We start from the raw sequence: 24888 nt of genomic DNA on the forward strand, positions 1-24888 counted from the left end.
TATGTGCAAAGCAAAATTTGAAGTAGTAAGCGACAATGACACATTTGTTCTGATTGTCGATCTGGATCAGGGCAAAACCATCACCAATGACGCTCATGCTGTCATTGAGAAGCTGAGTTCGATGACCAAGCATGGACTGGGTAATCGCAAGGTTTACTACAGAGACACCTGTGGTCGCTTTGATGAACTGGAACACTCTGATTCCAGGTTCACCAGGATATTGCCCTGCAAAGAGTCTCAGCAGCAGTTCCTAAGAGAACTTACCCCTCCTCACCTGTAACGCCCACTCGTAAAACACCCCCTTTACGGGGACTTCTCCGTAACAGGATTTGCTCTCAATCAGGTTAAAGTCTCAGCTACCAAAATGTATGCTGAGGCTTCCCGTATGCGGCAAATTTACACTTTAATTATCGGTCTTCTGATCGCTTTACCCGGCTTAGCCCAGGACTCAACAAAGGGCCGATGGCTCGAAGGCAAAAGCGATGGTTGGTTCTGGTATAACGAACCGGAGGAAGCCATTGAAGAGCCTATTGAAGAAGAGGAACCAAAGCCTCAAACCAAGGTGATTTCCCCTCCCTCGGCACCCCAAGGGCCAGCCCCATTATCTTCCGCATGGATTCGCGAGAACATGCAGTCCTACCTTGACGCTGCGATAGATAACCCAACGCCAGAGAATGTCGCCGCCTTTCTCTATATCCAAAGGTATGCAATGGACAAATCCTTTGCCTTCATGGATGCCCAGCAGCAGGTCACTTTAGGTCATCCAGTATTCGATGAAATTAATCGACGGCCAACCGCTACATTCGCCAACAGAAAGCTTGATGATGCCGCATCAAGCAACAACAGAGATGTTATTTCAAAGATCAGTTCCAACTCGGGACTTTTCTTCTTTTTTGATGGATCTGAAGCATCAATGGCCCAGATGGGTGTCCTTGATATGTTGGTACGGAACCACGAGTTCGACATCGTAAAAATCTCTGTAGCCCCCATCCCACAAGCTCTGCAAGAACAAGGCATCCGAATTGATAATGGCCATGGAGCCCAAATGGGTGTCACCACCGTACCGGCCATCGTTTTGGTTCGCCCCGATGGCGTATTCGACATTATTAGCCAGGCTCCGGTCAGTTTGAATGACCTGAAAAAGCGCCTTTTGGTTGGGGCAAAACGCCTAGCAGTCATCTCAGAGGATGAATTCAACAGCACTCGACCTATCAACAATATCAATTTGAATCTTGCCGATTCACAACCCAAAGCTATACAGCCATCAACCAACAATTTACCAATCCCAGCAAAGGATATCGTCAACGCTTTTAGTGGAGGACAAACACGATGAAACCGGTATTAATAACTGCCCTGGCCTCACTACTGTCTTTGGCCGCTTTCCAAACCCAAGCTGCGGGCATGCAAGACCAACTTGATGGTCTTTTCACTGAGATGTCGAATTACACTGCTCCAGGCGCATATGAAACACAGCGCCGTTCAGCATATTTCGGGGGACGATATACCTACAAAACTGCAATTTTTAATGAAAACCTGATTTCTATGCAGCTTCCATCCGCAAGGGGTGGTTGTGGTGGTATTGACATCTTCGGCGGTAGTTTCAGTTTTATTAACTCCGACCAAATCGTCCAGTTACTTCGTCAAGTTGCCGCCAATGCCCAAGGCTACGCATTCCAACTGGCCATGGACAACATGTGCCCTGACTGTATGAAGTGGATGAATGAGCTCCAAGCCAAGATGCAACAGCTCAATGAGAATATGTCTAACTCGTGCCAGCTTGCTCAGGGTCTTATTAACGATGGTGCCAATATGCTTGCCTTGAAAGAGCGCCAGGATAATGAAGCCAGCATTACAGCTTCTCTCACCGGTATTGCTGATGACTTCGGCGCTGCAATGGAACACATTGGTACCGCTGATACTGCGCTCAAACAAATCTTCGATAACAACCCAGCGGAATATGATGAACAGTCAGGATCTGTAGTTTTCGTTGCCCTGACACGTCATAACGCTCAGAACTGGTTTGTGGGTGGTGATACAGAACTTATCGAAACCATCATGTCTATGACCGGGAGTGTTGTTGTAGGTGAACTTGTTCAAGGTAAAGATAATCAGGGCGAAACTCCTGAAGTTTGGGTCTTAACAGGCAACAAGTTGACAATGGAAGATCTCATCGATGGTGCCGAGAATAAAGAGATCTATAACTGCGGAGCCGATGGTGATACAGACAATTGCCGTATTGATCCAGCAGACACCAAAGATATCGATATCGAAGGCCTGAAAGAACAGATTCTTGAGGCGTTTACTGGCGCTGACGGGATTATCACCATGATCCGCAATAGAAATGTTGCCGGGAACCTTAGTCAAGAACACCAGAATATTCTCGCTTCCATGCCCTACTCTATTGGCTCGAAAATATTCCAGCTCGCTCCTATTTCTCCTGAAGCAGCTGAAGATTTCGTTGAGAAAACGATTGATTCTATCACTCTCGAATACATCTACCGCCTTGTAAAAGGTTCATTCAAAGCTGTTGATATCGCCATGTCTAATGCGCAATCAAACTACGGACCAGCAGCCAGAGAGGAAATCCAGAAATCTCAGGAAACTCTTGAAACAGAGTATGAAGCTCTTTCTAGCCGGTACGGATCAATCCGAGATATTGAACGTCACTACAGCGAGATAATGGAAAACATTCCAAGCCCGAACTACATCACCGCTGAGTCATTAACTGTTGGTAACCAGGAGTAATCAGAATGGAATTTGATATTTATTCTATTGGTGACTCCGAATTTCTTGAGCAGGTACTGATCGCCTTAGCAATGATTGCTGGCGTAGATGATTTCGGGGCTATGGTTCAAGTTGGGATGGCAGTAGGAGTTTTATCTGTCATTTTCAGTGCGATCGCCAAAGGCGGAAAGGAAATCGAATTCCAGCATATTTTGCTTGGATATATCCTTTGGGCAACCATGTTCGTTCCAACAGCCCGAGTCACAATTGAAGACACTTACACTGGCGATGTCAGGGTGGTTGATAATGTACCTATGGGACCGGCTGCGGCAGGGGGAATAATTTCTCTAATTGGCTATAAGGTAACTGAGCTTTTTGAAGTAGCTTACGGGCCAATTGTGCCCAAAGTCACTGAAACTGAGTTTGCCGAGTCATTAAGACTCATCAACAATTTGCGCAACAAGGCCTCAAATGAGGCCGTTTGGGACTCAATGAACTTGGCTGCTGGTGGAGGTTTTATCGACCTTCAAAGAAGCTGGGTTAACTACATGAAAGACTGTACCTTGAAGAAAGTTGATTTGAACATTATCAATCTGTCTCAACTTTCTAGGCTTCCATATGATGATGCTCTCCGTTTTGATTCAGTCCTGTTTGGTACCCAGGTCTATCTTGAGGCCGCCAACCCTAATGGGCAGAATTTGACCTGTACAGAAGCTTTTCCAGATCTTCTTGCAGCGACAAACTACAATCACATCGAAGTCCAAAATACTTTTAATCAAGTCCTCGGCCTCAATGGTAACAATACCCAGGCCGGTGTAACTCACATTGCAAAAACACAATCGGCTCTTGATGCTCTTTTCGGAGCCGGTGAGGACGCGCAGCGGATGATGGAAACCGCTGTTCTGGAGCCCATCTTAATGAGGGCTGCGCAGGGAAAATATGATGCTCTAAATGACGTGGCAGGGTCTGCCATGGTCAACCAGGCTATTCACCAAAGAAATACAACATGGGCTACTGAGCAATCACTGTTCATGTCTATCGTCCGGCCCATGTTAGCTTTCTTTGAAGCGTTTACTTATGCCGTTGCTCCAGTGATGGCGTTCGTAATTGTACTTGGTGCAAAAGGCATTCAACTAGCTGCAAAGTACTTTACTTTAATGATTTGGATTCAGCTTTGGATGCCGTTGCTTGCCATTTGTAATCTGTATATCTATACCGCTTCAAGGAGGGAGCTTGATGTTTACGCTGCAAGTGGTACCCATAATTGGGACTCCTTCTATGCTCTTAATGGTGCAGCAGAAACTGCTCAGAATTGGATAGCCACTGGCGGTATGTTGGCATCTTCTACTCCGGCCATCGCATTGATGTTGATATACGGGTCAGCCGTTACTGCAACACATCTTGCTGGAAGGCTTAAGAGCGGAGCTGAAATCGATCCGACTACGGGCGGTTCACCAGATATTATGAAACAAGGCCCCGTCTTGGGAGCCAATGTTGGTTATCAGGGTGATATGACATCAGGCGTTGTTCGGTCCGGAGCCCAAGCCGATGATTTCTCAATCAATACCGGCTATCAATTATCAAATCTGGTTTCAAGCAGCTCAGCAGCTGCTGATAGACACCTTGCATCTTTCCAGCAAGGAATCGGAGCAAGTATTCGCAATAGCGATGGACAGTCTTTCAATTGGGAGAATGTTAGCTCTTTGGGAGACAGCGCTACTGCGCTTAGCGGATCTGAGAAGGGAATATACAACAGTGCAATGCAAGCTGTTGAAAAAGGTTACGGACAATCCTTCGCTAACGACAGGCATGTCCAGGGCCTTGTGTCTGCATACGCTTCTGGTGGTATCAGCTCAAAAGAATTACTGAAGGGTATCGACCTGGCCGGTGGCGGTCAGTACTCAATGGCTGATTCCGCACGTAACAGTGAATCCACATCCCGCCAAGAAATGACCAAAGATCTGGAAGGTCTTGATGTAAGGTCTGGTGACAAAGCCGCATTCTCCGAGCAGCTCGCCTCGCAACTGACTAATTCAACAGGTACTGGCGGCTCCAAACAGTGGGCAAGTGATGACACGGCTACCTCTGCAAGGGGTTTTACCTCTTCAGCAGAGCAAGCTGAACAGTATTCAGAACAAGCTTCGCGATTGAATCAAGCAGGTGTTGGCGGTACCTTCACCGGCAACACTGTTGCAGCTGCGATCGCCTCTGATTCACAGGCATTTAACGGCCTCCGCGAAAACTTTAAGGCTTTGTCTGATTCAAATCCTGGATTGAATTCGGCGATGCAGCAAACCTACCAAAATGCTCAGGGCCGGTTCGGCTCCGATGAGCAAAGGCTCGCCTACTCTATGTTAAGGGCTATGACCCAGCCTGGGGCATATAACCATGACAGTAGTGAGCGAGATGGTGTTGCCGCAGTGATGAATGCAATGGATCAATCACTTACTGGCTATGATGGATCGGCTGGACCACTTCCTGGTGGTGAAAGTAGAAACGCTGGGGTTGGTTCATCGGCCCCTGTTTCCAACAGCGGTAATCCGTTGGGAGGGATTGCCAATTCCCCCACCCTATCCTCGCCAGGTTCAATCACTGCGCCATCGTCTGGTCTCGATGGAGTTACAGCGGGTAACGCTGCTGGCCTGGTTCAAACACACAATGATCAATCGGGCCTGCAAGTTGCGTCCAGAGCTGATGCCAACAATGCCAACCTTGCAAGCAATGAGGCCGGAGCTGTAGGTGCATTCCAGCACAAGCAGGCAGACCGGTTAATCACAGATTTGAACCAGGATGTTGCTAATAACGATCTGGCTGATAATGCGGCTCTTGGCCAGATTAAAGGCGGAGCCGAAAATGCAGCAGAGTTTATTCAGGGCCAAGGCGGAGTTTTGGCCGGTGCCGGGTGGGAAGGCGCGAAAGCTGCTAATGCCGAATTTGGCCAGCAAATGTCAAACCTCGGAAATATGAGCCCTTCTCAGGTCGCTGCATTTAACGATAAGGTCGAGTCCCAATTTCAAAACTCTTCAGGGTTTGGTGCTTTTGTCGCTGCTGCTAAAGAGCATGGTATGTCCACTGCTGGCTTCCTTCAGAACATTCTTTCTGGAGGGGAAAAACCAGAGGGCATGTCGTATGCCGCATACTCTCAATATAACGAGACAGCAGCAGGAATGGCTATTGCTTCAGGTCAAGAAGCTTTCGCTGCACATGCGGAACAGCTATCTGCAAATGAATACCAAGCAAAGCTTGCTGAAGCTCAACAAGCCGGGCTTCCTGCTGGCTCAAATGCAGCAGCTATGTATGCAAGTGCTCATTCAACCAACTTCTCCGACTTTGCCGATAAGATGTGGTCACCTGAAGGAGCCCTAACCGCTATTAATCCTGCTTTGGGGGTTGCTGCCGCAACTGGGCTCGCTAAAGACTGGCACCAATCTCAAGCCTTCACAGATGCTCACAACGCGATGAAGATGGAGTTTGTACCTCAAAATGTTGATAGCAACGGTTATGAGTACAATATGGTTGAGGGTCAAAAGGAGTATGTCACCGGCTCAGATGGGGAACGAGTACAACACTTTACTCGAGGAACCAATGATCATGGCCACGAGCAAATAACATTGACCAATCAGAAGTATGAAGACTACACGAATAACGCCGCCGAAATCGTCAAGCATGGCGCTTTCTTTGGAGGCGGCAGTGATACAGAGGGAGGTATGATTAGACTTTCACAGGTAGAGCAGATGCGACACTAATTACACCATTAGCCAGGGAAAAAACTAATGGTGTACATTTGAATCAAACAATGAAAACTTCGGGTCGAAATCAAGCTCTTTAGCTTTTGTCAGGCTTGAGAATTCTGGGTCACCATACACAGCATTCTCAGGCCTGTTTATTTTTCTAGTAGGCTTTATGGATAGAACCCTGCCAATTAAATTAAACACAAAATTAATAGTGAGCACCGAAAAACAGATCCCCGCAGACAACAGCCCAATAAACGGGTTCAATACTCCAAGCGAAACAGATACGGCGATAGCGAAGATAACTGCTAGCTTTGGCTTGAAGTAATACAGAAGCTGGTAGGCCATTCCAGGCAACACAGTCAGGATCAGAGCCTCTACCCCACCATTCGTTTTGCTGATGATAAACGCGCTGCAAATAACGAATACAGCAGCCGACAGAATTGATAACGTCTTTTTCATTAGAACCCCAAACTCCTATCGATCAATCTTAAGCGTGAGCTTATTACCAGATCTTCTGAATCATCCACAGTCAGATCGGCTCGCACAGGCTTACTTCTACTTCCATACCCGATGATGCATAGGCTATGTGAATTAGGCTCTGACCTTCCGGCTTCACAGGGATTAAACCGGGAATCATTACCTCGAACCAATACAGGCTTTGTCAGACTTACCTTCCCATTGACTAAAACATCAAATACAACTTCTTTCTCTGCCAAATAATCGAAATGGGTATCTTCAACTATTTCTTGGGACAGATATCTGCTCCCTCTTATTACAAGTTCACTTCCTGAATTATTTTTAGAGCTTGCAGTTCTGAATAGATCCTGGAGTTCACTTGATATCGATTCTATGGGAGGCTCCACATAATAATTTATGGAAACAATCTTGCGACCCCGATCGTTATAACCAGCGACCAATACCTGGTGGGATGAATCCGTTAACAATGGTATCAAAGTCTCATTGGCCAATCTGGCTGTGCTGTATCCACCAGCAGTAACGTCGCTTAATGTAGCTGCCAACACCTCTTGTCCATTTATTCTGGCCAGCCTAGTAATCAATCGTTGCAACTCAGCCTCACTAGAGGCTTCAGATCTATGCGCCAATAAAGCCCTAACCGTACTGTTTAATACACGGTTTTCACGGATATATCCTACCCTTCGTTCGATTTCATCGAGGTCTACTGTTGCCCTAGCGTTTGAATGTAAAAATAAGCGACCATCCTCTGATACCCTATTGAACTCAACATTCTCAAGCTGAACAAACGTGCTAGATACAAGTTTTAACTCTTGATCGTATTTTGAGTCGCTGACGGTTTCAGTCTCAATCAGATATGAACCGGCCTGGCTAGCTGCAAGCATTTTCAGTTCGTCCAGACAAACCCGTTTCATATCTTCAACGCTTCTGTCATCAGAAACCTCTTTTGTGACAGAAACGCTTCCCACCCATGTACCGGCGAGTGAATACGGGCATATCGCTATAATCAGGAAAAAAAGTAAACCTTTCAAAATCGCACCTCCTGTGTATTTCCTTGATTTTAGCACTCTCTTTCTATATGCAAGTTTGAGCGTTTTCTCTCGATGGACGGAGTAGCTTAAATCCAATAGCAAAGAGGGGTATCACCACAACGACGGTGACAATTAGATCTTCTATCGTGTGATATCCTTGATAAAGCATTGCGATGGCATAGAAGACAATGGCTCCTACAATCAACCGCAATCGGCGCGATAGGAATAAGAGAACAATCCCGGCAGAAAGCGCAAAGGCGGTATGAGTGCTGTAGTCGAGGCCATAACCTTTGAAAAACGAAAGTGTATTGTCTAAAAACATTATTCCGTAGGTGATCGCTAGATTCCAAAGAAGATATAAACCCAGCTTAATGCTGTTACTTTTGTCTTTGGTTGATAATTTTCCTATTATCAAAACACAAGCCACAAACAATACTGGGTTTACTAAATCACAGATAAAATCAACTACTTGATAGGTAGTCATTTGAGTCTATATTCCGCAGTGATGAAGAAACTTGTGCTGTCACTGTAGATGTTCTTCACTGCAAATGTTTCACTGGAAGTAAACTCTTCTACTTTATCTGGCCTATAAACAACCTTGCCTTTGAGCGTAAAGGTGCCTGTATTGAATCTAAAATCTCTGCCAAGACCAAACTCATATGCATCAGCGGACTCTCCCTGAATATCGCTATTTCCGTAATAAGCGAGAGATCCAAAATATCCTGCTTTGGCTCTAGCAATAATATAAGCCGCACCACTATGATCCGCATGCAATGAAGTTTCAAAAAACTCATCTGTATCGTTGTCGATGTATGCATAGTTCATGTGAGCCGATACATACTCAACATACTCAGGCAAAAAGTAATTCTCAAATTTGAAGTCCGCTTCAAACTCAAATCCCGTCAATCGCACTTCACCATCATTAGTGGGGTTATAGTCAAAGAACTGCAATTTCTCCGAAACAAGGTTGTCGAGATTATTACGAAAGAATTTGAAGTCAAATGATCGAAGCAATTTACCTCTGTCGAGGTTTATTGATGATGAGTGGAAAAGCGATATTTCTCTGGCTAATATTTCTTCAGACTTTATCTTTCCATCACTCTTGGAATTGAAGTAGAAATATTTGCTTGTTTGCCCATCCAGAGGATATGGATCAGTAGAATCGAGCCTGTAACTCCAGTCTCGATCATATTCCAGGATATCAGGTGTTCTAACGGATCTTGATAAAACCGCTCTAATACTGGTGTTTCCTGTTAGCCTGTAGTTCACTCCAATTCTTGGGGAGAAGGCGGGGTCATCGAGGTTGCTTGGTTCGTGCTCTACCATCCCACCCAGATTAAATACAAACCTCCCAAATCGCATTTCGGCATTACCGAACAGGCCAAATTGGTTTGATGAGCCCTTACCATTAACAAACGTCTCAGACTCTATCCAATTCCTATAGGCGCTGCCACCAATCACATATCGTAAAGTGTCATTAACAATCGAAGTAAATTCAGCTTCAACACCATACCTGCCTTCCATCGTATTTTCGTTAGTAGTTCCACACCAGGGTTCTAGGGCCGCTGCACCTAAAGTTGCTACCTCAGCCAGAAATTGGTCTCTTAACTGATCATCTGACGCTGAACCACCTGTCGGGACAGTATTGTTTCTCAAGCTTTCGGCGTAGTCTGGATTCTGTAGATGGAGAGCTCTTAAGCTATCTGAGAAAAGTGCTGTAGGGTAACACTGACCCCACTCAACTTCCTGGTCAGCTGTAACATAGCTTGCTTTAATCTTCAGCTCATCACCAGGCTCAAAAGCTTGATATAAAGTTCCAATTGCATATACCGACTTAGTATCTATGTCAGGGAAAGATGTTTGATTTCTATCTCTGAACTCTAACTCAGTTTCAACATCACTGAATCCAACAAAAGCATCCACCCGAGTATCATCATCAATTACATAGTCAATTTTTCCGTTTACCAAGATAGACCTGGTACCGTCATGTCGATCCAAGCCTGCGAAATTTTCATCATATCCCTCGTCTTCAAATCCGTTAATGCTGAATCTATACCGCGCATTATCTGAAAATTCACCTCCAGAGCTAATTCCAAACTTCCTCGTTTCCTGTGACCCTGAAGTTACTCTAACTTCTGTCCGATCGACGCTTAACGGATCTTTAGTTTTTATATTGATCACAGCCATCATGGAGTTGGTACCATATGCAGCAGCGCTTGGTGACCTCGTTACCTCCACCACCTCAATGTCATCAACAGCTATAGGCAGCGTTGGCCAAACCACTTCGGCATAGCCTGACCTATACACACTGACTCCATCGATCAGAACCTGCATTCGTCTTGGGACGAGCCCACTTGTTCCATGGTAATTAATTCTTGGCTGATTGCCTGATGCATTTGCCGAGATCATACCAGCCACGTACTTCAAGACCTCATCCAGTTTGTTGATCTGGAGGTCTCTGATTACATCTTTGGTAATTCTTGTAACGGATGCGGGTGTGTCATGCTGGCTCTGTTTCAGCCTGGTTGGCGAGATTACTAACGGTGATGTGTCATACTCATCCAGTTCGATTTCACCAAACGCTGTGCTAGGTACTACCAGGCACACCCCAATAAAAGCCCTAAGTTTCATTTTCTGCCACTGACTCCTGTTTATTTTCAGTTAGTTCCAATTACATCTCTTTCGTTTTTTTGCTCCAAAACCATATCAAGAAGGTGTTTAAAAGTTTCCTTCGTATATGGCTTGGCTACAAATTCGTTAAAGCCTGAATCCCTACATTTTTCGACGTTCTTTTTGGAGTTGTCGGCAGATAGCGCGATAATGAATGAGTCCTCGTCACCCGAGTATCTCAGCTTCTCGACCATTTCATAACCCGTCATCACAGGCATATAGCAATCAACTACTAAGGCATCAAACGTACCATGCTCACATTTCTCCAACCCCTGGAGACCGTTGTTCGCAACCACTAGATCAACCTCATACCTTTTGCAGTACTCTTGAAAGATCATCTGGTTAGTTGAAGAGTCTTCAACATACAACAGCTTGATGCCTCTATATTTTTCAACGCTTTTAGCGGTCTTCCTGGCGTCAATGCTGACAACATTCACTGCTTCACATCTTTCAAAGCTACAGCTAAATCCAAAACTTGAGCCTTTACCTAACTCCGTGCTATTCAAAGTCAGTTTGCTTCCAGTCCGCTCACATATCCTTTGCGCTATAGCCAGGCCAGTCCCGATTCCTGAATGCATTTTCTTAGTAGGTTCTTCTGCTATATGGAACAGGGAAAAGATCCTTTCTTTTTCAGCAGCTGATATACCAACCCCGGTGTCATTGACTTCCACGTACAGCGATACTTGGTCCTTTGTGCCTAGAACCCTTACCTGCACCTCTACACTGCCATGCTCAGTAAATCGAACTGCGTTGCTCAGAAGTCCATTTACAACTTGCGCAAGCCTCAACCAATCGGCCAATACCCATATTCCTGGATCACTACTCACCTGGACTTTAAAATCTAATCCCTTTCCAATTGCTTCAATCTTGTGTGCATCCATAAGTTTATTAAGAGATGCAACCAAGTCGATTGGATGCAAATCTAAGCTTATGTCAGAATACATATCCTCTATTGAAATCAAGATCTCATTAACTAGCGTCTCAAGCTGACTTCCGCTGAATTTGGCCAGATCAATACAGCTGATTAGCTGCATAAAATCCAGTGATTGTTTCCTGCTATCTATAGACTGTTTCTCTAAATACCCTTCATCAAACATCGAGCTAATGCTCTGTTCGATTAAGTCTATTGAAGCAATAACTCCTGTAAGAGGTGTTTTTAGTTCATGCGTGATGTTAGATACAAACACATCTTTTTTCGCATTCGCCTCATCAGCAAGTTGCCTTGCTTCCATTGCGATATCGCGCTGATGTTCTAACTGTTTTGATCGGTCTAAAAGTTCCTTGTTGGCATTTTCGATCTGCCCTGTCTTAGTTGATATCGAGGCTCCCGCCTTTTTAAGCGCATCAGATATCGCCCCGTATTCATCATTGTATTTACTGTTACCTATCAAATTTTCATAGTCACCAGATTCAAACTTTTGCAGATCCGATACAATACCTCTCAATGGTCTAACCAATGACATGGCCAGGATGTAGGCCAAGGGTAAAACCAACAAACACACGACCACCAAGAATGTAAAGTTCCGCCATAGGCCACTCCAAGCTAAATCCGATACATTCGACTCGTCGATCTGGGCCTCGAGATAACCAAGCTTTACCTTTTCGGTCGAAACTGCGACACCATCACTATCAAAGTCATCAAAACCAGGGACAACTGATAGCTTTTCTACATCGCGGCGTATCTCAACTGCATTATCATCGAAATCCCTCTCACCATATTTGAAAAACAAATCCCCTTCAGAGTCATATATGGCGATGTAGTTAATGTCGGTTGATTCAATGAGCTTTGTTGTAAGTTCAGCTAACTCATCCTTCCTTCCCCGCCACAAAGCCGATGCACTCGCACTTGCTAACACTTCATTTGATATGAATCTCAATGATTCAATCTTTTCTTCTTTCGTTGAAGAGAGATGTTGTTGCATTGCCCCCAGAGTCATTAGGTACAATGAGCAAATCATGAAACCGGTGAATAGGAAGATTCGGAATTTGATCGTGGTCTTCTTACGCAGCCAAATAACTAAAGAGGTAATCATTCAACACCCCCATCCGTCATATTGCGCACTTCCTTTTCAACCTTTTCTTCGTCTTTTTCAGGTATCAGCAAAGACCTCATCACGTATTTGTTCAATGCGATACTGAATGATCTTGTGAATTTAGGCTCTGGGATCTTATCACCGGTTTTTTTTGTGCTGATTATCTCGGAGATACTTTGGGCTGTATCTTCAATTGAAGCGTATGTCGTCCCTATCGCTCCGTTTTTTACTAACCCACTGCTGTACCCGATCACACCAATATTGTTGATGTCATACGCCAAATAGAGAAACTTTTCTAATCCGACCTCTTCCAACATGGCTTTATCTTTTGCCAATACAATTACATTGGTGTCACCCAAAGAATCAAAAACTCCCTTTGCTGATCGCTCGTCATTGATTACCTGGAAGTGAGTTTTAATTCCCAAACGCTTAGCTGCGCTTTCGTAACTTTTGCTTAATTTCCCTTCAAGATCCGATGTCAGAAAGCCAACAACAACATTTTCACCATACAGAGCAACTGCTAAAGCCAGTTGCTTCATCGGGTCAGGGTCTGAGTAGACAGCGGTAAGCGACCTACTGCTTTGAGGAAAATCAGCTAAGACGCGATTAAAAGATTCACTGCTAATGAAGGCTGCGACTATCTTGCTCTTTCCCTCACCTGACATAACGATACGCAACCCTTTTTCGCCAAGAGTAATTACAGTATCTTCGTCGGTGTTCAGTGCAGCCGCTTCAGTGTTTGAAATAAATGGAAGCTTATACCCTGTATTATTGGTCAGCTCCTCCCTAAGCTTATTAATCAATCTTTCTTTACCACCTCTTAGGTCTTCACCAATCGCTATATACGTTTCTTCGGCCTGTACTTCTAAAGCTCCGGCAAGCAATAGCGCTCCAGCTAGTGTCAAAGCTTTTGCAATCATTTCCCAGCTACCATAGATCCTCTAATCTTATCAGTTTTGACAAACTACCGTTATTGATAACCATTATCACCTACACATAAAAAATTACAATTTTACCAAAATCTCAAGCCTTGATGTACAATAAGGTTTGGAGCTGTAATATTTTAAATTATTGTAAGCCTTTAGCTTACCCGCATGGATGATTCCAAAGGATTGGTGTACAACTTTAACCTGTTTGAGCACTTATTAATGAACAAATCTGCCAAAGTGGTCGATATCAACTCACAGAAGCGCGAGTTCCAAGACACACCTAGCGCTGCCGTGAGTGAAATCTATCCCGGCTTTTCTCTACGCCTTAACCAACTCATTGACTTAACCGATCTCGAAATGCCACCTATGTCTGACGGCAGGCAATCCCATGTTGCCAACCTCTTTGAAAGCAGCAGACATGCTCCTGGTGACTGGCTTAAAAAGGACAAGCCGCCAAAACCTGCCACCCTTAGGAAAATCGTTACTTTCCTCCTTCACCATATCGAAGGTTCCTACAACGGTCTTCGTGTAGAGGCCTGGCTAAAATATGGTGATGGTGCGGTCGGCAACCCTTTTGAAGACCCTCATACACGATTCCAGCCCTTAACGCCTCTGGCTACCATTTTGGTTACCACTGTCGCCAAGGAGCTCGACATTCAAGCTCCTGCCTTTGATCTGGAGAGGTGTCTTGAACTCACGATAGAGACCCTAACTGACTTCCAGCTCACCGATCAGAGGGATATCCTTCCTGCACATCGCAAAATTGTCGCGAGCCATATAAGAAATAATCTTAAAAAGCCCTGATCCCTGTATTTTAAAAACATCACCTTTTCGGTTGTTGTAATTTAAAATATTACATATAATGCCCCCAATAAGGTGCAGGATTACACCTGCCCACCACTATTAGGGGCATTGGGGATGATTTCCAGGTTCACACTTAGGAGGCTATGTGCAGCTCTAGCGCTATTTTGCGCTACCCTCCCCTGCCTGGGACAGGCCTTCACACTCAAAGGAACGGTCTACTCAAAAGTCGCTGAAGAGCTCCAAATTGACCCCCTCCTACTTTATGCCGTTTCGATCAAGGCATCAGGAAAGTATCAAGGCGGGGGACTTATATCTCCCTCTCCGTTCGTGATCCGCTCTTCTCAGCTTACCAAGCACTTTAACTCGAAAGAAAAAGCCCAATCAGCTCTTAATTCTGTTCTCGAAACCACTACCTGGGTTGAGGTGGGACTGATGCAGATCAGTATCCACTACCACCCGCAAGAAGAACCTTCAACGCTACTTGACCCATATACCAACCTCAAAGTTGGTGGCCAGCTACTCAAAAACTCCATTGCTTCCAGTAATGACCCCGTAATTGGTGTTGGGCGCTACTTCACATGGAAAAGCGAAGACGAAAGCCGGACCCATGGCAGGGAAGTCTGGTCAATCTATTCCCATATAAGAGCCCTTAGCTACCAAGAACAAGGGGGGAACCAGTGAAAAAGCTCCTTTCTACTCTAATGCTGTCATCGACGCTCTCCCTTTCTAGCCCAGCATCGGCAGAACCTGTTGAGCCTGGCAGCCTTACCCTCAGTGGTACAGTTTTCGAGCAAGTCGCCAGCACCCACCAGCTGGACTCTCTTCTTCTTTATTCATTAGCCATCGTTGAGTCTGCTACAGGCGCGGGAAATGGGAATATCCGCCCATACCCATATGTGCTTAGAACAGCGGATGGCGCTTTTTTCTATAAGACCAGGATAGAGGCTGAGCATGCCTTATCGGCCATTCTCCGCCAAACATCGAATGTTGATGTGGGAATGATGCAAATCAACCTCTATTACCACCCACAAACAGACCCTCTATCTCTCCTCGACCCTCAGACCAATCTTGTCGTAGCGGCCAAATATTTGAAGAAAACTATGGCCTCGACCCCCGATCCTGTCCTGGGGGTTGGTCGCTATCACAACTGGGGAGACCATCAACGAGCGGTTTGGTACGGGAACAGAGTGTGGCAAGTCTACCGAAACCTGGCCCAGTTAAAGATCAACTAAGACCAAAGGGAGTTAATTGCAAATGAACGATCAGTCCGTCAATTCAGAAATCCTATCGACAGCCAGCACAATCGGTACCGCTGTCCCAGATCAAGCCCTCCAGGGATCTCAGCTTGAATTTTGGGTGGCAGTAAAAGCCACGATGGCAAATAACGGTTATGAAGCTGTCCGTAAACGCTTTCCATTCATCTCGGAGAAGCTGGCGAAAGCGATTTGCCAAGCCCCAGCTAATGCAATTCTGGATCTCTGTAATCCTCACATGAGCACATTAAAACCTGCCTTACCTGATGAAACTCTCATCGAGCTGCTCACCCCAAACCAGGATGTGAAGGCCAAGGCTATTCTGCAACTCATGTCTCAACCACCCATAGATCAGGAGGTGCAGTGTGCGTGACCAGAAACAAAACAGGCGATCACCATCTGAGACCCTTTTCATACACCTCTTGCTGCATCTTGGGTTTTCTAAGCCCCTGCTGTCTGAAGCCCATCTAAGGGAAGGTGCCAAAGCCTTCGGGAAGAGGTCTGTTGAACGGGCATCTGAGATGATTGAAGGACGACTCGCACACCAGATGCACCAGTGGCCAACTCGACCATCTAACAAGGTACCGGGTAAAGGTGTCACTTCCAATGGCCACCTGATTGAAATGTCCCTTCTTGCCGCCACCATGTATTACCTATATGGCGAACGAGTTCATGAAGAGCTCTCAATGCAAGAAGTGATCAATGCGTTCGACTTATACACCAACATCCGTGAGTCAGCTGGAGCAGTGGCCAAGCGGGTCAGTCCGGATACGGCCTTCTACCTTTCTCGTGAGCTGGTAAGTCACTATGCATTTATTCCCTACTGCTCAAATTGCGGAGTGCGGTACTACAGCTCCGTCGAACAGAAGATCAAGAACGCCTGCCCTTTCTGCAAGGAGGTAGGCCATGGCGATTGCAACCTTTCTTAATCCTTCCCCAGTACGCCCTTAATGCCGTCTCCGGGCGGCTCCAGCCTTCCCTTCCATCTCGCCCTTCAGAGCCTTCAACCGGCACATTCCAATTGCCATGGCAGGCCTTTCCATCCCATCCCAAGGGCATCTTCATGGCCTTTTGAAGACCCTTCAGAAGACCTGCTGACCAGAACCTTCCAGGACATTCAGATCAATCAGAGGGCCTTCCCAAGCGCGCTCTAAATTCCAGCTTCTGGCTACTGCAACTCCAGATCCCGACATCAGAACTCCTGCCCAGTACCCAGCGTCACCATTCACAACAGACTACTGGCATCACCAGGAGCATTATTTTTCTTGTAATCAGATCTACCCTCGTAAAAAAGTAAGTAATAAACCTTTGCCTTTAGTATAGTGTAATTCTTTGACTTGTTACTGTTTCTGTCTTACCCTGCCTCTAAAATAGTAAGAAATCTATTTTAACCTTTAATATAGTGTAATTTTTGAGTTACTAACAAAATCTTTTGTAAGTCTTGAAGAATTACAAGAGATATTACATTGGAAAGTATGCTGTGGATTACGAAGACATTGCTCATTATACTGAAGCATTAGAGAACAGAGCTAACATTGACCCCGAAAATGCACGCCAATGGGTCGAGGAATGCTATGCGGCGATAGAGGAAGAACTCAGAAAGATTCACCTCCTGTCGTTTCTTGAGGCTCAGTTACATTGTGACAATTACCACAAGGTCAAAGACCAGTTCCTTAAGATGGGTTTGGACTACGGGTTCATTTCACCATACGTTCGGCAGCATCTTGGTACGAATGACCTGACCTTCAAAAGAAGGTATCTGAAGGAAAAGGGAACTGGGGATGGGCATAACTATTACCCCATTCAAAAGGTCCGGGGGAACTTTAATCGGCAGGCCTTCAAGAAGTACTCAAGCCATGATGAAGAGCTTGACCTTGCGATGATGACTGAAGGGCATTTCAAAAGGCTTCGCAAGCAGTCCAATGAAATGAAGGCGGTCATGCGACAGATCAAAAGGCAGGAGACAAGAAAGCTGCCAAGAAGCGGGGATAAGGAAGTAAATGAGGAATAGCGTATCCGCCACTGACCTATCGAAAATGGCATTCTGCGAAGTGAATGTCATTAAGAAGCCCAAGCTGACTCGCCGGGATCGCGAGCGCATTGACAGGGGCAACAGGGAACACGCCCGCTTCGAGCAAGCAGTACGCCAGGCAGGGCAAGTGAATTGTGTTGTTGATGAAAAGTCACCCAATTCCACACCAGCAGAGCAAAGCAGGTCTAAGCTATTTGCCATCAGGACTATTGCAGCCCTGCTACTGATCTGTGCCATCGGCATTTACTTCGTTATCGGGCTCCAGCGATAAAACACCGACTTGTTCTTCCAGTACGCTACGGGAGATAGCCCCTTTCAGGTGGTACTGGCATAACGGTGTAACTGACAGCTGCTGGTACACTCGCGAGCCCCTTTCTCCGTCTCATTTACTCTTTAACGACCTCACAAATTCCATTAGCTTCACCTATTATTTACCTTAGAAGCGCCTTACAACCTCCTGATATGTAAGAACAATGGCCAGATATGACCATTGACCTCCAGATCGCACCCCCGACCAATCAGAAACTCGCCAAAAACATCAGTCTTCCACCACCCCCAGCCGCTAAGAAAGTAAATGAGGGGTAGATAGACCGTTAACGAAGTAAATGAGCCCTCAATAACGAAGTAAATGGGACAGATCCGGCAGGCTGTCTCGATATTAAGGAAGTAAATGAGAGCCGCCCTGGCGACCTCTCTGAATCACCACTCAGGGGTTAAAAAAGTAAATGAGGCAACAAGAAAGTAAACGCCGAGGCAGCGAAGTAAATGTAAGGGTAAGGAAGTAAATGAGTAAATAGCAGAGTAAATGCCGACTCAACGAAGTAAACGGCTCAAAACCGAAGTAAATGGAGTATCAGCAAAGTAAATGACGCCAGAAGCAAGATAACCAATTGAATTACAAAGAGAAATTATCACTATATTAAGTTGTACTGACTGTACTAACCTATACTCCCCCCTTACTAAGTCATACTCAATTTTAATAATTATATTATTTATACATCCAGAGAGAGGAAGGTGGGAATCTTTATCATTTCTCTTGTTCGTTCCTTACAAATTCCACTTGTTTATGCTTAAATGTCCTTACAGAATAAAGCTGTTTCTTTGATATGACCTTACAAAGCATCAGCTAGATAATCAATAACTGCCTTACAACCATTGGGGGAAGCATGGATGACACAGTATTTGTAGAGGTTACAGACACTGTTCTCACACAGCATTCACTGATAGATAACCTCAGGTCTATCTCTCGGGGACAGCAAGCTTTTCTCAAAGCATTGATCACCACTGGCAAAGAACTCGATAGTGCTGCTGACGGTAGTACCCTTGTTCCAAGAAAGGTTATCCAGGCTTATCTAAAGGATCAGGGTCAAGGCTCTTCAGATGCAATGATGTCCAAGCGCCTCAAAGAGTTGGTTGAGCTGGGGATCGCCTCACTTGAAAAGCATTACCAAACAGGCAAGAAGAGAGTTAATCACTACCTCGTTGAAGATCTGGCTAAACTAGCTTCCCTGCCCTCCAGAAAGCCTGAAGGGGCACCAAAGCCTCGACGAACCACCAAGGCAATAGTTCGCAAGCAGAAAGAACTGTTTCTTGATGATGAGGCGAATTCAATCCTTCTCCAAGATCCAAAGAACATCACCATCCACTTCCATGAGCGAGTATTCAACGGGATTCTCGACTCTGCTATGAGGTTGTCGCATAAGGACACTCGTAAGGAAATCCAGGTTAAGTGTCAGATCGGCGGTGCTCCGCTTCGTATCACTGCGAACTGTTCCAGTGCTGAAGACAGTGGGATTGCTGTGCTTACCGATCAAAGAGCAATGCGCTCTATCATCAGCTACTGCAAGAAAGAGATTGCCAGGCGTAAAGCTAAGCTGATTGCCCAGCATGGTGAGAGCGCCTTTAATGAGACAATGGTGCCAAATGTGTTTAATCTGGACATTCACGATCTCTGCGTTCTGATGGGAATGACCTGTGCGAACAAAAACCTTGATCAGATCGTTGGAATGATGCGTCGTCTCGCGGATACAAACTTCCGGGTTGATGCGACAGAGAACCAATGGTTCCGAGATAACTTCAGCATGTTACCTGGTGGGGGTGAGCTGCCTCAGTCAGACACCTTTGAGTTTAGGTTCCTACAGAACTTCGAGATTGCACACGAAAACACCAAGATCGCTGATTTGTTCGGTGAGCAAGATATCACCCAGCTTCGTCCACGGTTCTATACCTTCAGCCTTGAAATGCGGATGTTCTACTCCCTCCTCTACGATGGCACTACCAATCTGTTCCTGTCTCATGAGGAGCTGGCTATCGAGCGGTCAGGCATTATTCAGAGGTTCTACAACTGGGCCAGGGCTTTCGTTTCCGGTCGCCGTAAAGGAAACCTGAATCAGCGGTGGTACACCATACACGACATGTATGACCACCTCACACCTGCTGCCCGGTTCGATAATTTCAGAGCCTACTTCATGCGAGCTTTGCAGAAGTTCTCAGTAGATGACAATTGGGTCCAGGGTGAAGAAGGTGTGGCTTTGGTGTACGGGTACTATGTTCACTACAAGCGAATCGACGGTGAAGACAGCTTTAGGTTCGAGAGAGATCCTGAAGACCAAATCGTAGGCGACAACTCACGCCACAATGTCCAGTTGAGACAACAAGCATTTGAGGACTTGAGCCATGCAGGCTGAAGCACCTCTATCTGAACTTGATGTACTGGACTGGGTAAAACAAAAAGCAACTGATGGGCACCTGACGCTCTCCTCCGACGAAGATCTTCCGACAACTTGGCCAGGGCTCATTTCCTCTTTTACTGCCTTACAACGGCGGGGCTTATTGAACTGCAAAGTACATCCCGGCCCATCATGCACAGTCACTCTCCCTACTGTCGGAAATTCTGACACAGCCCTATCAGGGCAAACCCCTATTCCTTCGCCGCAAGCTTTTGCACCAAACAGACAAACCCTTCAACGACTCAAACAGTACGGTTTTGGTACCGGGCAAATTGCCGATCTCTTAGTTTCATACCAGCAACTATGTTCCGACTGCACAGACGAAGGCTTTGCCGGTTTCTGTCTGCATGCTGATAAAAGTGTCATTGAATCTTTAACGACCTTACAAAGTCAGTGGAACCCTTCTAACGAAACAACTTTGGAGCTGAACAAGCTGGGGGTGCCGGATGCGATACAGGCAGAGTACCTTGAAAAGTACCGTCAGGAATTTGGTGACCAAAGAGTTTACATCTCTGACTGGAATGAACATTTCCTAATCCGCGCTCGAAGTAAGTGGAGCTGTGATAACAGAAATGGCCAGGCTTCGGAGGGTACCTTCATGTGTGCTGGCTGGACTCCTTCAGACGAAACTATGGCGCAACTGGAGTCTGAAGGCATGGATCGGCACTGGTTGGACACCCTTGCCATGGAATTCCGGCTGTATTGGGATGAGGTTGGTGCTAAACGGGTGAGCTGGAACAACCAGTTCATATGGTGGGCTCGTCGCCAATGGCCCAAAGAAGAAAGTAAACGAGGGGCCGGTAGTCTTCCAGGCCCCGCTTTAGCCATTGTAAACCGCCCCTAATTAGTGGCACTCATAATTAGAGGTTTCCGGCGATTGATGTTTGGCCAGATATTCCCAGGGAGTTAGATCTCCCAGCGAATCATGTGGCCGTTCTTCGTTGTATTCCCTGATCCAGTTTTCCGTTAGCTCCCTGACCTCGTTGAGATTTCGGAAAACATACATGTTCAATATTTCATCTCGGTAGGTTCGATTGAATCGCTCCACATAGGAGTTCTGCGTCGGCTTTCCGGGTTTGATAAACTCAAGCTCAATTCGGTGCTCCTCTGCCCATTCTGCAAGAGCTGTAGAGATAAATTCGGGACCGTTATCCATCCGCAGCTTGTTGGGATAGCCCCGCCATGCCACTGCTCGCTCGAGAACCCGAATCACCCGTGGGGCCGGTAAGTTCAGATCAATTTCAATGGCCAGCGCTTCACGGTTAAAGTCATCCACTAGGTTAAAGGTTCGGAAACGACGGCCGCAGAACAGGCTGTCACTCATAAAATCCATCGACCAACAATGATTCGCTGTAGCGGGTACGCTGAGTGGCTCTGGATTACGGCTCGGCAGTCGTTTCTTACCTCTGCGCCGTTTATTCAAATTCAGTTCGCAGTACAGCCGATACACCCGCTTGTGATTCCATGGGTACCCCCAGCGACGCAGTATCTTGAACAGCTTATCGAAGCCGTAAGCAGGATAACGCTCAACGGCTTCTTGTAGTCTGGCTATCACCTCATCATCTCTGCCCAGATCGGGTCGATATCGATACACCGAGTCACTGATGCCAACAGCGCGACAGGCCAAACGAAGGCTGGCGTTATGCTCTTGCCGAGCATAATCCACCAACTCGCGTCTAATCGCTGGCTTTACAGCTTTTTTTCAACGATATCCTTGAGGATTTTATGTTCCAGGCTCAGGTCAGCGAACATCGTTTTCAGGCGGCGATTTTCCTCTTCCAGCTCTTTCAGGCGCTTAATGTCGGACGCCTCCATCCCCCCATACTTGGCCTTCCAGTTGTAGTAGGTGGCATCGGATATTCCGTACTCCCGGCAAACCTCCTTAACCAGTCGGCCCGCTTCTACCTCTTTCAGGATCTTGACGATCTGAGTTTCCGTGTAGCGTGATTTTTTCATTATTGGTTCTCCGTGTCGGCTCAGTGTACGCCGGAGAACTCTAAATGTGGATGCCCCTAGTTTAGGGGAGGTTTACACCATCACCAGCGGCAGCAGCTTTGAATAGGAGTTCAACTATCAGCTTGGCTAGGTATCACTCCTTCGTAGATCTCGTAGAGCATACTGGCGAGTAGAACCCTGTCAGGCTCAACCCCACCCCCATCCCCCCGGAGGAGACTGTCGGCATACTCAAACCATGGCTCCTGTCGTTCATCTGGCAGTTCGCTAAATTCTTCAGTGGTATATCCCATCTATGCTCTCCTTCTGGATGTATGCAGATGGGCTATGGAAGGGTTTGAACTGGAATTAAGAAAGTAAATGAGAATGCTGGGGGTGGGCCTCAATCGCCACGGGCGGACTTGTTTGTTCTACCTGATCAAAGCTGCACTGAAATGAGGCATTCGGGGCCGGTAGAAATGACCCTGTATCTAACACCTCCGCTACTTTTCACGTTGAATTAGCTGTCAAACATCGACCAGTAAACGTACAATTCCTGGTCCTCCCGCACGGAGCACTAACCCACTGGATCTAGGAGGTAGGTTGTTTTAGTGAATGAGCCAATTAGACGGTACGGCTTGGCGATATTACTTAGTATTGCCGTACCAATTTTTTTAGTAGTCATCACCGTTTCTCTTAATTTGCCAGACAGGACCAGTCTATTTGTATTTGCTGGGTCTACTTACCTGTCTCTGGCCATTTTGCTCGCCTATGGGTACTCGCGGTATTCGCAGCACATGTCTGTTCATGAGGCACAAAGCCGGGCATTGCAAAGCCTCGATCGACTCAAGGATATCGGCAAGAGGAAATCCAGCCACTACCGTAGTCTGTCCGCCCGGTACAAAGAGAGCGCTTCCAAAGCTATTGCTGAATCTGATCGACTGAAAGAGAACCAGGACCGGGAGCTTGCCCACCTCTCCCATGAGCTGACGGAATACATCAACGCCTTGACGAACTCTGTTGATATGCAAGAGGGGTGTGCCCTGGAGAGCATCAACAGTATCTACAATCTTTTGGCCAAGCCCCATAGCACCAAAGAGCATGACACCTTAGTTGCAGCCAATGGTGGGTTACGCCAGATCATTGCTATCCACGACAGAATAGTGGCCCCATCCATCGAGTCGATGATGAACATCCTGGCACAGGTCATCGATAAGGCCGGTGCGAAAAGCAGCAATCACGAAATTGTACTCACGGCACACCCCTTCCGATTGAGCGAAGAGATAGAGGCCTCTATCAAGCCTTACTTCAGAAAGGCGAAGTCCAAGAGCATAGTTCTTAATGTGGACGGTACGCTTGGCCAAAGCGATGATGTCTACGCAGTTGGCGATGTATTCAGAATCCGGCAAGTAGTCGAAAGCCTGGTTGATAACGCGATCAGGTTTACCTCCAGAGGGAAGGTCACCGTTACTATGTCAATCCTAACCAGGGCATCGAGTGACTACTGTAAGCTGCTGGTAACAGTCCAAGACTCCGGTTGCGGCATGTCCGGGGCTCAAGCAGAGCGTGTGACCGGGATCGTTACCAGCGGGGTGAAGAACAAGACCGAAATTGGAACAAGCTTAAATATTGCTCACCGGGTAACTGAAAAAATGGGTGGAGAGCTCGCGCTTCTGTCCTCTTCGCTGGGGGTGGGGTCTACCTTCCAATTCCGCATTTCACTTCCCAAGGCCAAGAAACCTCACCCCCAGCTGGCATTGCCTGGGCCGCCGACCACCAGCCTCGCTTTGCTCTACGTGGACGATTCAATTGTTTCTCGGGCGACCTTCAAAAGAATTTGCAGCTCATCGCCTATCGAGGTTCATGAGGCCAAGGATGGTAGAGATGGATGGGACAAGTACATAAACAATGACTTTGATGTATTGGTTATTGATCTGTATATGCCAATATGGGACGGCTTTGAACTGGTGAAGAAAATCAGGGCTCACGAAAAAGAGAACGGGATTGAGCCTAAGCTGATCTTTGCGCTAACTGCCAGCCCAACGGAGAAAAACAGAGAGCATGCCCTGGAGTCCGGATTCAATGAATTCCTTGCCAAGCCTTACAAGAAAGATGTTGTCAGCTACATCATAAACCGATCCACTGGCGTCGAATCGAATGTGGCATAGTTGCCCTACAAGAAAGTAAATGAGTCGCCTGGGGTAACGCCAGCAGTGGTGGTATCTCGCGGTGCCCAAGTGAGCAACGATGACAGTTGATTCAGAAATACTCCTCGCCGGAGAGATCCGGCCAGACCATGTGGTGTCTTTGACCGGTTATGAAAAAGACGCGGCAGTAGTGACTGAGGTTAAGCCGCTGATTGGCTACACCCATGTTGAAGTGACCTTAGAGACGGGGGCGGCTAAAACATTGCCGATTGACCTTCCTGTAACGGTCTACGCCGAATAGAAACACTATATGTAGTGCTTGCTGGAAGTAAAAACCCGAGAAATCTGGCACCACACCACAACATATAGTGTTTTGCCCGTTATCCCGATGTGAAC

Annotated in this window: 23 protein-coding genes; 14 read left to right on the forward strand and 9 right to left on the reverse strand. The window is 46.5% G+C overall.

Annotated elements, in window-relative coordinates:
* Position 1 precedes the first annotated feature (1 nt).
* The 4 genes from ACGHZ6_RS24590 to ACGHZ6_RS24605 all read left to right on the forward strand — a co-directional run bounded on the left by ACGHZ6_RS24590 (position 2) and on the right by ACGHZ6_RS24605 (position 6470).
* Positions 2–280, forward strand: coding sequence for a hypothetical protein (locus tag ACGHZ6_RS24590; protein WP_390619357.1), 279 nt, complete (start codon positions 2–4; stop codon positions 278–280).
* 105 nt (positions 281–385) lie between these two features.
* A complete protein-coding gene (gene traF / locus ACGHZ6_RS24595) occupies positions 386–1333 on the forward strand; it encodes a conjugal transfer protein TraF (RefSeq protein ID WP_390619358.1) in 948 nt (315 codons plus the stop codon).
* On the forward strand, positions 1330–2745 hold the full coding sequence (locus tag ACGHZ6_RS24600; RefSeq protein ID WP_390619359.1) for a conjugal transfer protein TraH: 1416 nt from the start codon (positions 1330–1332) through the stop codon (positions 2743–2745). The genes traF and ACGHZ6_RS24600 overlap by 4 nt, the downstream gene beginning before the upstream one ends.
* 5 nt (positions 2746–2750) lie before the next feature.
* The gene (locus tag ACGHZ6_RS24605) at positions 2751–6470 is read left to right on the forward strand and encodes a conjugal transfer protein TraG N-terminal domain-containing protein (RefSeq protein WP_390619360.1); all 3720 of its coding nucleotides are present in this window, start codon (positions 2751–2753) and stop codon (positions 6468–6470) included.
* Between the two features lie 24 nt (positions 6471–6494).
* Here ACGHZ6_RS24605 and ACGHZ6_RS24610 read toward each other — a convergent pair whose 3' ends face one another.
* From ACGHZ6_RS24610 to ACGHZ6_RS24635, 6 genes are read right to left on the reverse strand one after another with little or no spacing between them, the layout of a single operon-like run.
* Positions 6495–6917 (reverse strand): hypothetical protein, encoded by a 423-nt coding sequence (locus ACGHZ6_RS24610; RefSeq protein ID WP_390619361.1) that lies wholly within the window; start codon positions 6915–6917, stop codon positions 6495–6497.
* Complete coding sequence (locus ACGHZ6_RS24615) at positions 6917–7963, reverse strand: hypothetical protein (protein WP_390619362.1); 1047 nt, start codon at positions 7961–7963, stop codon at positions 6917–6919. Before ACGHZ6_RS24615 ends, ACGHZ6_RS24610 begins: the two co-directional genes overlap by 1 nt.
* A gap of 43 nt (positions 7964–8006) precedes the next feature.
* Positions 8007–8447, reverse strand: a complete 441-nt coding sequence (locus tag ACGHZ6_RS24620; RefSeq protein ID WP_390619363.1) for a hypothetical protein — start codon at positions 8445–8447, stop codon at positions 8007–8009.
* On the reverse strand, positions 8444–10594 hold the full coding sequence (locus ACGHZ6_RS24625; RefSeq protein ID WP_390619364.1) for a TonB-dependent receptor plug domain-containing protein: 2151 nt from the start codon (positions 10592–10594) through the stop codon (positions 8444–8446). The genes ACGHZ6_RS24620 and ACGHZ6_RS24625 overlap by 4 nt, the downstream gene beginning before the upstream one ends.
* A 26-nt stretch (positions 10595–10620) precedes the next feature.
* The gene (locus tag ACGHZ6_RS24630) at positions 10621–12666 is read right to left on the reverse strand and encodes a response regulator (protein ID WP_390619365.1); all 2046 of its coding nucleotides are present in this window, start codon (positions 12664–12666) and stop codon (positions 10621–10623) included.
* Positions 12663–13586 (reverse strand): hypothetical protein, encoded by a 924-nt coding sequence (locus ACGHZ6_RS24635; protein ID WP_390619366.1) that lies wholly within the window; start codon positions 13584–13586, stop codon positions 12663–12665. Before ACGHZ6_RS24635 ends, ACGHZ6_RS24630 begins: the two co-directional genes overlap by 4 nt.
* A gap of 174 nt (positions 13587–13760) precedes the next feature.
* Between ACGHZ6_RS24635 and ACGHZ6_RS24640 the strand changes: the two genes are divergently transcribed.
* The 6 genes from ACGHZ6_RS24640 to ACGHZ6_RS24665 all read left to right on the forward strand — a co-directional run bounded on the left by ACGHZ6_RS24640 (position 13761) and on the right by ACGHZ6_RS24665 (position 17663).
* Positions 13761–14399 carry a hypothetical protein gene (locus ACGHZ6_RS24640; RefSeq protein ID WP_390619367.1) on the forward strand — a complete coding sequence of 213 codons (639 nt, stop codon included), beginning with the start codon at positions 13761–13763 and terminating at the stop codon, positions 14397–14399.
* Positions 14400–14831: 432 nt separating this feature from the next.
* A complete protein-coding gene (locus tag ACGHZ6_RS24645) occupies positions 14832–15080 on the forward strand; it encodes a hypothetical protein (protein ID WP_390619368.1) in 249 nt (82 codons plus the stop codon).
* Positions 15077–15631, forward strand: coding sequence for a transglycosylase SLT domain-containing protein (locus ACGHZ6_RS24650; protein ID WP_390619369.1), 555 nt, complete (start codon positions 15077–15079; stop codon positions 15629–15631). The genes ACGHZ6_RS24645 and ACGHZ6_RS24650 overlap by 4 nt, the downstream gene beginning before the upstream one ends.
* Positions 15632–15653: 22 nt before the next feature.
* A complete protein-coding gene (locus ACGHZ6_RS24655) occupies positions 15654–16025 on the forward strand; it encodes a hypothetical protein (protein WP_390619370.1) in 372 nt (123 codons plus the stop codon).
* Positions 16018–16581, forward strand: a complete 564-nt coding sequence (locus ACGHZ6_RS24660) for a hypothetical protein (RefSeq protein WP_390619371.1) — start codon at positions 16018–16020, stop codon at positions 16579–16581. The genes ACGHZ6_RS24655 and ACGHZ6_RS24660 overlap by 8 nt, the downstream gene beginning before the upstream one ends.
* A gap of 551 nt (positions 16582–17132) precedes the next feature.
* Positions 17133–17663: a hypothetical protein gene (locus tag ACGHZ6_RS24665; protein WP_390619372.1), complete on the forward strand. Its 531-nt coding sequence runs from the start codon at positions 17133–17135 to the stop codon at positions 17661–17663.
* Between the two features lie 241 nt (positions 17664–17904).
* On the opposite strand, the gene ACGHZ6_RS24670 is transcribed toward ACGHZ6_RS24665, so the two are convergent.
* Positions 17905–18045 (reverse strand): hypothetical protein, encoded by a 141-nt coding sequence (locus ACGHZ6_RS24670; RefSeq protein ID WP_390619373.1) that lies wholly within the window; start codon positions 18043–18045, stop codon positions 17905–17907.
* Positions 18046–18850: 805 nt separating this feature from the next.
* Here ACGHZ6_RS24670 and ACGHZ6_RS24675 point away from each other — a divergent pair.
* Positions 18851–20371: a hypothetical protein gene (locus ACGHZ6_RS24675; protein WP_390619374.1), complete on the forward strand. Its 1521-nt coding sequence runs from the start codon at positions 18851–18853 to the stop codon at positions 20369–20371.
* Positions 20361–21257 (forward strand): DnaT-like ssDNA-binding domain-containing protein, encoded by an 897-nt coding sequence (locus tag ACGHZ6_RS24680; protein ID WP_390619375.1) that lies wholly within the window; start codon positions 20361–20363, stop codon positions 21255–21257. The genes ACGHZ6_RS24675 and ACGHZ6_RS24680 overlap by 11 nt, the downstream gene beginning before the upstream one ends.
* On the opposite strand, the gene ACGHZ6_RS24685 is transcribed toward ACGHZ6_RS24680, so the two are convergent.
* Both ACGHZ6_RS24685 and ACGHZ6_RS24690 read right to left on the reverse strand, forming a co-directional pair.
* Positions 21258–22369 (reverse strand): IS3 family transposase gene (locus tag ACGHZ6_RS24685; RefSeq protein ID WP_390619376.1). Its coding sequence is split into 2 segments (ribosomal slippage): positions 21258–22117 and positions 22117–22369, totalling 1113 coding nucleotides; the frame shifts between segments, so codons are not numbered across the junction.
* A 110-nt stretch (positions 22370–22479) separates the two neighbouring features.
* Positions 22480–22659 (reverse strand): hypothetical protein, encoded by a 180-nt coding sequence (locus ACGHZ6_RS24690; protein ID WP_390619377.1) that lies wholly within the window; start codon positions 22657–22659, stop codon positions 22480–22482.
* A 297-nt stretch (positions 22660–22956) separates the two neighbouring features.
* On the opposite strand from ACGHZ6_RS24690, the gene ACGHZ6_RS24695 reads away from it, so the two are divergent.
* Together ACGHZ6_RS24695 and ACGHZ6_RS24700 are read left to right on the forward strand one after the other, a co-directional pair.
* The gene (locus ACGHZ6_RS24695; RefSeq protein WP_390619378.1) at positions 22957–24513 is read left to right on the forward strand and encodes a hybrid sensor histidine kinase/response regulator; all 1557 of its coding nucleotides are present in this window, start codon (positions 22957–22959) and stop codon (positions 24511–24513) included.
* A 79-nt stretch (positions 24514–24592) separates the two neighbouring features.
* On the forward strand, positions 24593–24793 hold the full coding sequence (locus tag ACGHZ6_RS24700; protein WP_390619379.1) for a hypothetical protein: 201 nt from the start codon (positions 24593–24595) through the stop codon (positions 24791–24793).
* Positions 24794–24888 lie beyond the last annotated feature (95 nt).

This window comes from Maricurvus nonylphenolicus, assembly GCF_042854845.1.
Classification (GTDB): Bacteria; Pseudomonadota; Gammaproteobacteria; order Pseudomonadales; family Cellvibrionaceae; genus Maricurvus; species Maricurvus nonylphenolicus.

Bases quoted from the DNA above. Each gene is read 5' to 3' on its own strand.
- ACGHZ6_RS24690 (WP_390619377.1), bottom strand. From the start codon at position 22,659: ATGGGATATACCACTGAAGAATTTAGCGAACTGCCAGATGAACGACAG.
- ACGHZ6_RS24655 (WP_390619370.1), top strand. From the start codon at position 15,654: ATGAACGATCAGTCCGTCAATTCAGAAATCCTATCGACAGCCAGCACA.
- ACGHZ6_RS24700 (WP_390619379.1), top strand. From the start codon at position 24,593: ATGACAGTTGATTCAGAAATACTCCTCGCCGGAGAGATCCGGCCAGAC.
- ACGHZ6_RS24675 (WP_390619374.1), top strand. From the start codon at position 18,851: ATGGATGACACAGTATTTGTAGAGGTTACAGACACTGTTCTCACACAG.
- ACGHZ6_RS24605 (WP_390619360.1), top strand. From the start codon at position 2,751: ATGGAATTTGATATTTATTCTATTGGTGACTCCGAATTTCTTGAGCAG.
- ACGHZ6_RS24680 (WP_390619375.1), top strand. From the start codon at position 20,361: ATGCAGGCTGAAGCACCTCTATCTGAACTTGATGTACTGGACTGGGTA.
- ACGHZ6_RS24625 (WP_390619364.1), bottom strand. From the start codon at position 10,594: ATGAAACTTAGGGCTTTTATTGGGGTGTGCCTGGTAGTACCTAGCACA.
- ACGHZ6_RS24590 (WP_390619357.1), top strand. From the start codon at position 2: ATGTGCAAAGCAAAATTTGAAGTAGTAAGCGACAATGACACATTTGTT.
- ACGHZ6_RS24610 (WP_390619361.1), bottom strand. From the start codon at position 6,917: ATGAAAAAGACGTTATCAATTCTGTCGGCTGCTGTATTCGTTATTTGC.
- ACGHZ6_RS24635 (WP_390619366.1), bottom strand. From the start codon at position 13,586: ATGATTGCAAAAGCTTTGACACTAGCTGGAGCGCTATTGCTTGCCGGA.
- ACGHZ6_RS24630 (WP_390619365.1), bottom strand. From the start codon at position 12,666: ATGATTACCTCTTTAGTTATTTGGCTGCGTAAGAAGACCACGATCAAA.
- ACGHZ6_RS24640 (WP_390619367.1), top strand. From the start codon at position 13,761: ATGGATGATTCCAAAGGATTGGTGTACAACTTTAACCTGTTTGAGCAC.
- traF (WP_390619358.1), top strand. From the start codon at position 386: ATGCGGCAAATTTACACTTTAATTATCGGTCTTCTGATCGCTTTACCC.
- ACGHZ6_RS24620 (WP_390619363.1), bottom strand. From the start codon at position 8,447: ATGACTACCTATCAAGTAGTTGATTTTATCTGTGATTTAGTAAACCCA.
- ACGHZ6_RS24645 (WP_390619368.1), top strand. From the start codon at position 14,832: ATGCAGATCAGTATCCACTACCACCCGCAAGAAGAACCTTCAACGCTA.
- ACGHZ6_RS24600 (WP_390619359.1), top strand. From the start codon at position 1,330: ATGAAACCGGTATTAATAACTGCCCTGGCCTCACTACTGTCTTTGGCC.